11 protein-coding genes and 3 tRNA genes are annotated in these 12,565 nt (G+C 36.8%); all 14 read left to right on the top strand.

Annotation, left to right across the window (positions count from 1 at the left end; genetic code table 11):
- Positions 1-29: 29 nt before the first annotated feature.
- Positions 30-105: transfer RNA gene (locus DS745_RS05730), tRNA-Asp, on the top strand.
- Between the two features lie 152 nt (positions 106-257).
- Positions 258-333: transfer RNA gene (locus tag DS745_RS05725), tRNA-Phe, on the top strand.
- A 22-nt stretch (positions 334-355) separates the two neighbouring features.
- Positions 356-428 (top strand) — tRNA-Thr (locus tag DS745_RS05720).
- 204 nt (positions 429-632) lie between these two features.
- Positions 633-2,153 carry a peptidoglycan DD-metalloendopeptidase family protein gene (locus DS745_RS05715; RefSeq protein ID WP_129077323.1) on the top strand — a complete coding sequence of 507 codons (1,521 nt, stop codon included), beginning with the start codon at positions 633-635 and terminating at the stop codon, positions 2,151-2,153.
- Positions 2,154-2,328: 175 nt separating this feature from the next.
- Positions 2,329-3,033, top strand: a complete 705-nt coding sequence (gene yycF / locus DS745_RS05710; protein ID WP_129077322.1) for a response regulator YycF — start codon at positions 2,329-2,331, stop codon at positions 3,031-3,033.
- Between the two features lie 3 nt (positions 3,034-3,036).
- Entirely contained in the window at positions 3,037-4,863 is a 1,827-nt protein-coding gene (walK, locus tag DS745_RS05705) for a cell wall metabolism sensor histidine kinase WalK (RefSeq protein ID WP_129077321.1), read from the top strand.
- A complete protein-coding gene (locus DS745_RS05700) occupies positions 4,856-6,220 on the top strand; it encodes a YycH family regulatory protein (RefSeq protein ID WP_129077320.1) in 1,365 nt (454 codons plus the stop codon). Before walK ends, DS745_RS05700 begins: the two co-directional genes overlap by 8 nt.
- On the top strand, positions 6,207-6,992 hold the full coding sequence (locus tag DS745_RS05695) for a two-component system regulatory protein YycI (protein ID WP_129077319.1): 786 nt from the start codon (positions 6,207-6,209) through the stop codon (positions 6,990-6,992). The genes DS745_RS05700 and DS745_RS05695 overlap by 14 nt, the downstream gene beginning before the upstream one ends.
- A 16-nt stretch (positions 6,993-7,008) precedes the next feature.
- Positions 7,009-7,803 carry an MBL fold metallo-hydrolase gene (locus DS745_RS05690; protein WP_129077318.1) on the top strand — a complete coding sequence of 265 codons (795 nt, stop codon included), beginning with the start codon at positions 7,009-7,011 and terminating at the stop codon, positions 7,801-7,803.
- Positions 7,804-7,912: 109 nt separating this feature from the next.
- A complete protein-coding gene (locus DS745_RS05685) occupies positions 7,913-9,127 on the top strand; it encodes a S1C family serine protease (RefSeq protein ID WP_129077317.1) in 1,215 nt (404 codons plus the stop codon).
- 142 nt (positions 9,128-9,269) lie between these two features.
- Positions 9,270-10,697: a sodium/glutamate symporter gene (locus DS745_RS05680; protein WP_129077316.1), complete on the top strand. Its 1,428-nt coding sequence runs from the start codon at positions 9,270-9,272 to the stop codon at positions 10,695-10,697.
- Positions 10,698-10,819: 122 nt separating this feature from the next.
- The gene (locus DS745_RS05675; protein ID WP_129077315.1) at positions 10,820-10,978 is read left to right on the top strand and encodes a CxxH/CxxC protein; all 159 of its coding nucleotides are present in this window, start codon (positions 10,820-10,822) and stop codon (positions 10,976-10,978) included.
- A 68-nt stretch (positions 10,979-11,046) separates the two neighbouring features.
- Positions 11,047-11,526 (top strand): 23S rRNA (pseudouridine(1915)-N(3))-methyltransferase RlmH, encoded by a 480-nt coding sequence (gene rlmH / locus DS745_RS05670; RefSeq protein ID WP_129077314.1) that lies wholly within the window; start codon positions 11,047-11,049, stop codon positions 11,524-11,526.
- Positions 11,527-11,974: 448 nt separating this feature from the next.
- Positions 11,975-12,547 carry a hypothetical protein gene (locus tag DS745_RS05665; protein ID WP_129077313.1) on the top strand — a complete coding sequence of 191 codons (573 nt, stop codon included), beginning with the start codon at positions 11,975-11,977 and terminating at the stop codon, positions 12,545-12,547.
- Positions 12,548-12,565 lie beyond the last annotated feature (18 nt).

Raw genomic sequence — 12,565 nt, 5'->3', positions numbered from 1 at the left:
GACAAGTAGTTTCATTGATAACTTTATATGGACCCGTGGTGTAGCGGTTAACATGCCTGCCTGTCACGCAGGAGATCGCCGGTTCGATCCCGGTCGGGTCCGCCATTAAATGGCTCGGTAGCTCAGTCGGTAGAGCAACGAGCAAAACATCTCTGATTATACTACGAGTTGTCTCGACGCATAAGGCTTCGAAGCAATACTAGTAGAGGAAGAGACAGAGGTTGTAGCAATAATATTAGCGGGTAATTAAAAAGTATGGCTCGGTAGCTCAGTCGGTAGAGCAGAGGACTGAAAATCCTCGTGTCGGCGGTTCGATTCCGTCCCGAGCCACCATTTCTAATAAAATAAATAGTATGCCGGCCTAGCTCAATTGGTAGAGCAACTGACTTGTAATCAGTAGGTTGGGGGTTCAAGTCCTCTGGCCGGCACTCTTATAGTAATTATGAGTCTATCATTTATTTGATAGACTTTTATTTTTGGAATAAAATTACCAAAATTACTACAGTTTTATTACGGTTGTATATTTTCAGACAATTTTATGATATATTATGGTAAAATACAAAAGGTTACAAAAATTGCTTACTAGATTCATAGAGAGAAAACTGTAGGTATAGTAGTGTAGGAGGAGAACCATGGAAGATTACAAGAGCCGGTTAAATCAACTACAAGAAAAACTTATTGGCTTAACGAAAAAGAACATTAATTTATTTAAACATACATCAAAACAGTATAAAAAGTTAGGGACAAGCCTTTGCATAGCTGCATTACTGACGACAAGTGTACATACTACAGATCGTGTGAGTGCTGAATCCACACATTTGGCTAAATTAAATGTTGAAACAATCTATCATGTATATGTAGATAATAATAGAATAGGTGCTGTAGACGATAATAACTTAGTAGATCAATTAATAAGTAACAAGATCAATAAGTATTCTAATGAATACTCTGCACTTAATTTAGTCGTTGGTGAAAATGTAAAGCTAATACCAGAAGTTGTTTTTAACTCACGTACAAATACAAGTCTTACTCTTGCAGCTCTTGAGGAAAACTTAACAATAAAAGCTGAAGCTACTGCACTAAAAGTTGATGGCGAGGCAATTGCGTATGTAAGTTCTGAAGAAGAATATGAGGCAGTTCTTACAAAGCTGAAGTTACAGTATGTTTCAGAAGAACAATTACTAGCAGTTTTAAATGCTAAAGAAAACAATCAGACTATTGCTGACCCTGCTGTTGGTGAGAGGGTTATTAAGGATGTTAGACTATCTAAGGACATTACAGTTGATAAGGTTCCTGTGTATCCAAAAATGATCTTGTCTGTTGACGACGCAGTGAAACAACTTATTCTAGGAACACTAGAAGATGATGTTTATGTAGTTGAACCTGGAGATGTATTAGGCGCGATTGCACAAGCGCATGGTCTTTCAATGCAAGATATATTAGCTTTAAATCCTTCTATCACAGAAAACACATTGTTGCAGATTGGTGATAAACTAAATGTCACTATATATGAGCCAGTAGTGAAGGTAATTATTGAAGAAGCAACAAAGATTAAAGAAGAAATACCATTCCAAACAGAGACAAAAGAAGACAAGAATATGTGGCGTGGTGACACAAAGGTTCTGCAAGCTGGACAAGCTGGAGAACGAGTTGTCAGCTATAATATTGCCCGGGAAAATGGTAGAACAATCCAAAGGCAAATCGTCAGTGAAAATATTACAAAAGAACCTCAAACTAGAATCGTTGTAAAAGGAACGAAAGTAGCTACGTCAAGAGGTACAGGTAGGTTAGCATGGCCTGCTGTCGGTGGGTATATATCAAGTTACCAAGGAATGCGCTGGGGTAGGTTTCATAGAGGAATTGATATAGCTCGTCCTACTAACCGCAATATTCTCGCTGCAGACAATGGAACAGTCTCGTTTGCTGGGTGGGATGGTGGTTATGGCAATAAAGTTATGATTAACCATAACAATGGGATGACTACATTATATGCTCATCTATCCTCAATTGATGTAAGAGTCGGCCAAACAGTTTCTCAAGGTCAAAAAGTTGGTGTGATGGGTTCTACGGGAAATTCTACAGGTGTCCATCTACACTTTGAAGTACTGCAAAACGGAAAATTGAAAAATCCAATGGATTTTTTAAATAGGTAAATTAGATAGGTCTGGACCTTGCAAAAGTATTGGTAACACGTCAATCCTTTCTTGCATCGGCCAGATCTTTTTTGTTTAATTTTGTAAACAGGAAAAAAAGATTAATAGTATGTTAAAATGGTTGTAGTATAATTAATCGAAATTCGTTGATATTGAACCAGGAGTTGAGAAGCGTATGGAAAAGAAAATCTTAGTTGTTGATGATGAACAGCCAATTGCAGATATTTTAAAGTTTAGCCTAGAAAAGGAAGGTTTTACAGTTGAATGTGCTCATGATGGAGAAGAGGCTATTAAGAAGGTCATTCAGTTAGTTCCTGACTTAATTTTATTAGATATTATGTTGCCATTAAAAGATGGCATGGAAGTTTGTCGTGAAGTAAGAAAGAAATTCGATATGCCGATTATTATGCTGACAGCGAAAGACTCTGAGATTGATAAAGTTCTTGGTTTAGAGCTAGGTGCTGATGATTATGTGACAAAACCTTTTAGCACTAGAGAATTGTTAGCGAGAGTCAAAGCGAATTTAAGACGCCATCAGCAAAAGTCTGAAGAGTTAACTCCGGACAAAAAAGAAATTTATATTGGTTCACTTGCGATACAACCAGATGCCTATTTAGTAACAAAACGTGGTGAGGCAATTGAGCTGACACACCGTGAGTTTGAGCTTATATATTATTTGGCTAAACATATGGGTCAGGTTATGACTAGAGAACATCTCCTCCAAGCAGTTTGGGGTTATGATTATTTTGGTGATGTTCGAACTGTTGATGTAACTGTGCGAAGGTTACGAGAGAAAGTCGAGGACAATCCTAGCCATCCGAATTGGATTATCACAAGAAGAGGAGTCGGCTATTATCTTAAGAATTATGAGGAGAACTAACATATGCAAAAAGTCGGTTTTTTTAAATCGATCCATGTAAAAATCGTCATCATCTATGTTCTACTGATCTTAATAGCTATGCAGGTAATTGGTGTATATTTTACCAAACAGCTTGAAGACCAACTGGTTGAGAATTTTTATGATATGCTCGATGAGAGAGCTAGCTTACTTGCCTATAATGTTGAACAGGAAATGAGAAAAAACAGAGATGACTCAACTCCCACGTTACGATCAGACATAGATGTTCTTCTCCGTGAGTTTTTCTCAATTGAAAACGCAGAAGTGCAAGTAATAGATAAAAATAAAGTCGTTTTAAGTGTGTCTAACTTTCAAAAACGTCATGTTATTGGACAGCGGACAACAGAAATTCGAGTGAAACGAGCTCTCCTTGGTACAGATGATGAGGATATTCTCCGTGATCAAAATACAGGGCACCGAATGCGTGTATTAGCTGTACCTGTAAAATCAGAAAACGAAACTATTGGTGCCATTTATATAGAGGCATCTATGGAAGAAATATATGAACAAATGCGTCAGATAAATCAAATCTTAATGACAGGTACGATTATTGCTTTAGCAATTACTGCTGCATTAGGCGTGCTTTTAGCGAGAACAATTACAAGGCCGATTCTTGATATGCGAAAGCAAGCACAGGTACTAGGAAAAGGAGATTTTTCTAGGAAGGTTCATGTTTATGGAAAAGATGAAATTGGCCAACTAGCGATTACATTTAATGAATTAACGAATAAATTAAAAGATGCTAATGCAATGAAAGAGGAAGAAAAGCGTAAACTAAGCTCTGTTTTATCCCATATGACCGATGGGGTAGTTGCTACCGATAAAGAAGGGAAAATTATCTTAGTAAACAGGCAGGGCGAGCTTCTCTTAAATGTATCTCAAGATAAAATACTTGGTACGTCAATTGTCGACCTACTACGTTTAACGGAAGTCTTTGGTTTAAACGATTTAATTAAGCAAACAGATTCGTTGCTTCTAGACTTTGGCAATAAAGATAAAGAGTATCTGCTTGAAGCAAGTTTCTCTGTCATTCAGAAAGAAGAAGGAGAGTTTAATGGGCTTATTACCGTTCTTCATGACGTGACTGAACAAGAGAAAATTGAGCAAGAGCGCCGTGAATTTGTAGCGAATGTATCTCATGAGCTGAGAACACCTCTAACTTCGATGAAGAGCTACTTAGAAGCCCTAGAGGATGGTGCTTTACATGATCCTGCAATTGCCCCAAGGTTTTTAAATGTAGCTCAAACAGAAACGGAAAGAATGATTCGTCTCGTAAATGATTTGCTACAACTTTCAAAAATGGATAGTAAAGATTACCGCTTAAACTTTGACACGATTGATGTGACAAAGCTAGTGAATAGCATTATCGATCGTTATGAACTTGTTTCCAATCGGGACATGATTGTTTTTCATAGGGATATCCCTGATCAAACCACCTTTGCGACGGTAGACAGAGATAAGTTAATCCAGGTGTTAGATAACATCTTATCAAATGCTGTGAAGTATTCTCCTGAAGGTGGTAGAATTTCGATTTTATTAGGAGAAGGCGAAAAGCATTTTAAAATAAGTGTCAGTGATGAAGGTGTTGGAATCCCAAAAGAAAGTTTACCGCAAATATTTGAACGTTTTTATCGTGTTGATAAAGCACGTTCTAGAAAATTAGGTGGTACAGGTCTCGGACTAGCAATTGCTAAGCAAATCGTTGTTGCACATGGTGGTAGTATTTGGGTTGATAGTGAGTGGAATGTAGGTACAACGATTACGTTAACATTGCCTTATTCAGTAGAAAAGGTGGTGGGTTTCAATGGTTGAACATATTAAAACTACTACGTTATGGTTCTTAATATTATTAAGTGTGTTTTTGACATACCAAATATGGACATTTCAGCCCGAGTACGCAATTTTAAAAAGTACAGAGTATATTGATAATACACAAATTGGTCTAGAAAAAAAGCTACACGAAGTGATTAAACCGAAACAGGTAATTTTACACGAAGAGGGTAAGTCTTTCGCTTCAATAGACAATAGTGTATTTGCACAACGTTTCTATGAAGAGTATTTTGGAACTCCGTTAGAAAAGTTTATGATAAGGCCTAATTTAAGTCCTTTTCACCGAATTAATTCTGACTACAAAATTGAGTTTATTTTTCCAACGAGTATACCGAGTGAAATCTTTAAAGATATTTATCAAATGAATCATAGTGATCAGTTATTTATTAGTAAGATCGATCGCATGGTTTTTGCCTTAGAAAAAGAAAGAGACAAAGAGATTGTAAGAGTGAAGCTCATTTCGAATGATGAGAGAGTCATTGTCGAAGCAAATACAAATATTCCAGTTAGTAGGTTTATCGAAGATATTGCATTGAATTCCACGAATGTGTTCTATGAAGTCTTCCCTTTTGACATTATTGATTTCGGAAATGGCTATCGCAAAACAACCTATTTACCTATAGAAGCTATGTATTTGAATAGTGCGACATATATAGCTAAGCCACTACCAACGGACCATTTTAGACAAGTATTATTTAGTGATCCAAACTTTGTTAAACATTATTTACAGTCAAACGGTGAAGAGTCTTTCACTGATGGGAATAGAATGGTGAACATTTTACAAGGTGGTAACATCCTACGTTATATTAATCCCACCTTTGGTGATTTGGTAGAGCGCAATAACAAACATGTTATATTTAGTGCACTTGATTTTCTCAATGGGCATGGTGGTTTTACAAGCTCATTTTACTTTGACTCCCTAAAAACGTTTGGCACATCAGAAGAAGTAACCTTTCGTTTATTTATAGGTGGGCTTCCGGTCTATTCGACTAACATTTTTGAGGTAAATAACCTATTTGAAATTACGTTACATCGTGGAAATGGAAACCAAATTGAGCAATATGTTCGTCCGATGTTTATCATGGATGAAGAACCAATTAATATTTCTAAATCTACGCGATTGCCTTCTGGTAAAGAGCTTATTGAAGCGCTGGAAAACAAGGAAGAGTTCGAGCGCTCCTTATTAACAGATATTAATTATGGATTTACGATGATTATGAGGCAGTCATTTGTTGTGCTTGAACCAAGATGGTTCATTCAATACAACGGCAACTGGCAGGTAGTTCATATTGCTGAAGAAGTTGATGATAGCGAGGCGATAACAAATGGATTGGAGTAGGGCAAAAACGATTTTTATTATTACCTTTTTGCTTCTAAATATTTTCCTAGGCTATCAACTAAATGAAAAAAAGACGGCAAGTAACATTAATTTTACAGCTGAAGCAACGTTGCAAGAACGATTATCTGAAATGAATATAACGATTGTTGTTGACTTGCACGAAGAACAATTAACAGGAACCTATATTAGTGGTACAACAGAGCTTTCTTTAGAAACTCAGATACCAGATAATCAAGAAGTACTCATGGTTGAAGATGAATTTGTGACGGTCTTATTAGAAGATCCTTACCCACTTCTTCAGGGTGAGCAAAGCATTCATGTTCAAGCAAAGCAGTTTGTCGTTGACAAAGTCGTTAATGGACAAGAGTATCGTTATAGTCACTTCGACAGAGAGTTGATGCAAATCTATTTTTATCAAACCTATGAGGGAAAAAAAGTTGATAACTATGAAAGTGGGCGACTACCACTTATGTTACAGCTAGATGAAGATATGGAAATTGTCATGTACGAGCAAAACTATTTAACGATATTACCAATACACCCCCAAGGAAAAGAACAGGAAGTTATCTCAAGTATAAAAGCAATTGAGAAACTTTTTAACGCACAGCTAATACCACCCGATAGTAAGATTACGAAGGTGGAATGGAGTTATTTTAGCTTTTTTAAGCCACATGGAGAAGTACAGGTTTTTGCTCCTATGTGGAACATTGGGGTCAATGATCAAATTTATTATGTAAATGCCATCGACGGGGCCATTCAAAATATACAATAATGGAGAGAGAAACAATATGAGCTTAAAATTCAGCGTTTTGGCAAGTGGTAGTACAGGAAACGCCATTTATGTAGCCACTGAGAAACAGCGAATTTTAGTAGATGCTGGTTTAAGTGGAAAGGCAATGGAAGAACTGTTTAAGAAAATCGATTGTTGTCCAAGTGAATTAGATGCGATATTAGTAAGCCATGAACACAGTGATCATATTAAAGGTGTAGGAATATTAGCTAGAAAATATGATATTCCTATCTATGCCAATGAAAAAACATGGCAGGCAATGGAAGGACATTTAGGAAAAGTATCATTAGATCAAAAATTTGTGTTTCGAATGGAAGAAACACGAGCTTTTGGCGATCTTGATATTGAGTCTTTTGGAGTTTCACATGATGCGGCTGAACCAATGTTTTACGTATTTCACCACGAAGGAAAAAAGCTATCGGTGATTACAGACACTGGTTATGTTAGTGATCGAATGAAAGGAACAATAAAAGAGTCAGATGTATACATCTTTGAGTCAAACCATGATATGAATATGCTTAGAATGGGAAAATACCCATGGAGTGTAAAGCGTCGGATATTGAGTGATGTTGGACATGTTTCCAATGAGGATGCAGCTATTGCCTTAGCTGAAGTAATTGGGACAAAGAAAACAAGAGTTTATTTAGCTCACTTAAGTAAAGACAATAATATGAAGGACCTTGCTCATTTAACAGTGAAGCAAACATTAGCAGAACAAGGCCATGAAGTCGGCGATGATTTGAGATTATTTGATACAGACCCAGCCAAACCTACTGAATTAGTAGCAGTTTAAAAGTTTCATAGCTGGGTATACTGAGAGTAAAAAAATAATTAAAATACTGGATTCCTCTTTATCAAATTTGATAAATTATATGTGAAATCATATAAGGAGGGTAAACTTTATGGGATATTACGATGAGCATTATCAAACAGAAACAAGAAGAGAAAGAAAATCATCTAAAGGCATCGGAGTAACTGCATTCTTTAGTTCAGTAGTCGGAGCTTTGCTTGTCATATTTTCTGTTCCATTCCTCTCCGATGCAGGCTTACTTCCATATGAAGTAGTTCCGAAAGGCAGCAGTACTGTAACAACAAATGAAAGTGAACCAGCATCCTCGCAACTAGGTAGTACGTTAAACGTGTCTGTTAACTCAGATATTATTGATGCTGTCGAAAGAGTATCAGATTCAGTAGTTGGTGTCATAAATTTGAAACCATCAAATCCGTGGATGACATCAGGTGAAGGAACAGGATCTGGTGTAGTTTATAAAATATCAAACGGTGTTGCCTATATTGTAACCAATCACCATGTTATTGAAGGAGCTAGTCAGATTGAGGTTAGTTTAAGTGATGGTTCTAGAGTACCAGCAGAATTAGTTGGAACAGATGTTATTACAGATTTAGCAGTATTAAAAATCTCAGCAGAAGGAGTTACTACTGTTGCTGAGTTTGGAAATTCTGAATTATTGCGAGTTGGCGAACCTGCAATTGCAATTGGAAATCCACTAGGATTACAATTTTCTAGGACAGTCACACAAGGTATTATTAGTGCTACTGAGAGAAGTGTACCTGTAGATTTAAATAAGGATGGACGTGTTGATTGGGAAGCTGAAGTCTTACAAACTGATGCTGCCATTAACCCAGGCAACAGTGGAGGTGCCTTAATTAATATTCAAGGACAAGTAATCGGGATTAACTCCATGAAAATGGGTGGATCTGTTGAAGGAATCGGTTTTTCGATACCAAGTGCAGTTGCCATTCCGGTAATTAATGATTTAGAAACATATGGTGAGGTCCAGCGTCCACAAATGGGTGTAGTTATTCGCTCGTTATCTGAAATTCCAAGCGTACATTGGAAAGAAACGTTTAAGCTTCCTGACGAAGTCAAAACAGGAGTTATTTTAGAGCGAGTTGAACCAATGACACCAGCGGATCGTGCAGGGCTGAAGCAGTATGATGTGATTGTTGAATTAGACGGAGAGGCAGTACAAGATACTCATGATCTTCGCAAGCACCTATATACGAAAAAGAAAATTGGCGATGAGTTAGAAGTTAAATTCTATCGTGATGGCCAATTACAAACAACGACACTTATTCTTGCTAAACAAACATTATAAATATCTTGAAGAGTCACTGATTAAGTTCAGGACTCTTTTTTTTACGCACGTTAGCAGGGATTTTAACGGTTCTGCGTATATGTTTACTCAGCTGTGAATAGGGTAAAAAAGTAAAAGACTAAGAAGAAGGAGGAGTTAAGGTTTGACACCTAACATAATCGGATTTAGTTTTATTCTACTGGGCATTTTTTTGATTATCGGAAAAATACTGCGCTCTAATATAACAGGTTTACGCAAGCTATTTTTGCCAAGTTCAATCATTGCAGGGTTTGTGGCCCTTTTTTTAGGACCAGAAATATTAGGAAGAATAGTAGAGTTATTTGCAAAGGAAGAAACGTTTTTTCACAACGGACTTATTCCAGAGGATATATTAAGTGTATGGTCCACCTTACCTGGTTTATTTATTAATATTGTATTTGCTGCATTATTCTTAGGCAAGGTTGTCCCTAACTTAAAGAAAATATGGTTAATTGCTGGTCCTCAGGTAGTCATGGGGCAAACGGTTTCTTGGGGACAGTATGTAGTAGGTTTACTCTTAACAATTTTTATCCTTACGCCTTTTTTCGGGATGAACCCGTTAACAGGAGCTTTAATTGAGATAAGCTTTGTTGGAGGACACGGTACAGCAGCAGGGTTATCGGGAACGTTCGAGGAGTTGGGATTTGCTGAAGGTGCGGATTTAGCCGTTGGACTTGCGACAATTGGGATTGTCTCTGGGGTAATTGTAGGGATTATCATAATTAACTGGGGAGCAAGAACAGGTCGAGCTAAATTTGTAGGTGGAAAAGATAAGAGAGAACTAACAGAGGAGGAAAAGGAGAAGTTAGCCGAGCTAGAAGACCGAGAAACGAATGTAACAAAAACTAAACAAACGACTTCAATGGAGCCGTTAGCATTTCATTTAGCAATTGTAGGTGCAGCGATTGCTCTAGGCTATGTTTTGCTAGAACTAATCGTATTACTAGAAAGGTATACATGGGGTTCGTGGACAGGTGTTCAGTTATTCCCTTATGTACCATTGTTTCCACTAGCAATGGTAGGGGGAATGGTTATTCAAATCTACTTAGATCGCACAGGTAAGAGTAAGTATATTGATAGAGAAATGGTTAACCGTATTTCTGGTTTTTCATTAGATATCTTAATTGTGAGTGCATTAGCAAGCTTATCTCTAGCTGTCATCGGAGATAATTTAGCTCCATTTTTACTTCTAGCCGTTGTGGCAATTGGATGGAATGTCTTTGCCTTTCTTGTTTTGGCACCGAGGATGATCCCACAGTTTTGGTTTGAGAGAGGAATTGGTGATTTAGGCCAAGCAATGGGGATGACTGCAACTGGTCTATTGTTAATGAAGATTGCTGACCCTGACAATGAAAGCCCAGCCCTTGAAGGTTTCGGGTATAAGCAGATCTTATTCGAGCCACTTGTAGGAGGAGGAATTTTCACAGCAGCATCATTGCCACTCATTTATCAGTTCGGAGCACCAGCCATATTGGTTTTATCAATTGTGGTTATGACATTCTTTTTACTGTTTGGATTATTCTATTTTGGTGGAAGAAAAGCAAAAGCCTAATAGCAGCAGACTTATTCACAAAGCCAAGTGAGTAAGTCTTTTTGTTTTGGTGTGGATAAATAAAAAAAAAATAGGTAGAATGGATAAATGTAAGAAGTATTTAAGAAAGAAGTGATCGTACGATGTATTATTGCTGTGAGGAACATGTAGATTTGGCTCTAGATATCGTTGTAGATGAGACTGAGTTAGCCCCTGTAATGGAAAAGTTAGAGCAAGAAATTCAGCTATCCACAGTGTGTAATTTCTGCGATCAACAGGCAATTTATAAAATAAGTGGATAATTTAACTATACCCTGTTGATATGTGGATAACTTCTGTGGATAAAAGATGAAAAGTGGTGTATTAACCTGTGAATATCTCAATTGTTACTGTTGGGAAGCTAAAAGAGAAATATTTAATTAATGGAATTAATGAATACATAAAACGGATGGGCCCATATGCCAAAGTAGATATGGTTGAAGTAGCTGATGAAAAAGCACCTGAACAGTTAAGTGAAGCAGAGATGCTCCAAGTAAAAGACAAAGAGGGAGAACGGATCTTAGCAAAAATCCCACAGGATGCGTATGTAATTGCTTTGGCCATTGAAGGTGAAATGTGGAGTTCAGAAAAGCTAGCGAAAGAATTAGACAAGCTAGCTACATACGGACGCAGTAAGGTTGCCTTTATTATTGGAGGTTCACTAGGACTAAGTACAGCTGTTATGCAGCGTGCCGATGCCAAATTGTCCTTTTCAAAAATGACATTCCCACACCAGTTAATGCGACTGGTTTTAGTAGAGCAAGTCTATCGGGCATTCCGGATTAATAGGAATGAACCGTATCATAAGTAGGATAATATAAGGTTATAAGAAGAGGTAGCCTTTTGCAAAAGGTTATGGCGTTTTCTTGAGTAAAAAACACCTTCAATTTTTAAAAAATTGAAGGTGTTTTTATATGCTTTAGAAATATTAACAATATTAAGAACTAGGATGTTTTGTATGAAATTTAGAAGTCTATGGAGCTGCCGTCAAAAATATGGGAGACGGTGGTTAGAACATCATTTAGTAGGGTTGTATGTTTAAAAACTCCTAAGTTATTAAATTCGAACATCTTCGACACTTTTATCTTCAAATACATTTACCATTTGTCATTTTTCATGTATTCTTGCGGTATAGCAAATTTTTGTCCAGTTTTTACATAAGAACCTATATTTTCTAGTTTAATAGAAATGGTACTTTAATTACTCATTTCACGAGAATACCGAAGGATAAAAATTCACTAGAATAGGGGCTGGTAATAATGTACGTTAAAGTGGAAACAATAGCTGATTTTAATATTTTCAACCAGATTTGGATGGATTGTTGGCTTGAAAAAGGGTATATGCTAGAACCCTCTTTAGAAGAAAAGTCAGACCGCTTTATATTACGAGATGTGGAAAAAAGAAGTATTGGTACAATTGAGTTTAAGCCATATTACACTACATTTGAGAACAACATAAACAATGTGTATCCTTTTCATAAACTTCAGCATATTGCTTCAAATCCTAAACAAGTAGTTGAGATTGATAAGGTGGCTATTCTGAGGGAATACAGAGGAAAAAATTTAGAACGATTAATTTCACTATATGTAAGTTACACTGAATTTCATAAAATAGAATATTGCGTTGGGCTTGTGGAACGATTATTTTATAAAGCCCTTAGAAATGTATATAAAGTCCCTTTAGAGGCAGTAGGGGAACAGACTTATTACAAAGGTGATCATGTCATCCCTGCAGTCCTTTACCCCAGTCTCATTTATAAGAAAAAGGTTAATTACCCATGGTTAACCACAGTTAAACCAGAGTTTACCAAAATCAAGTATATCACAAGATAGGAGAAGTTTATGTTCAGC

The sequence above is a fragment of the Anaerobacillus alkaliphilus genome (assembly GCF_004116265.1).
Taxonomy (GTDB): Bacteria; Bacillota; Bacilli; order Bacillales; family Anaerobacillaceae; genus Anaerobacillus; species Anaerobacillus alkaliphilus.
This window is presented reverse-complemented; position numbering and strand designations above follow the sequence as displayed.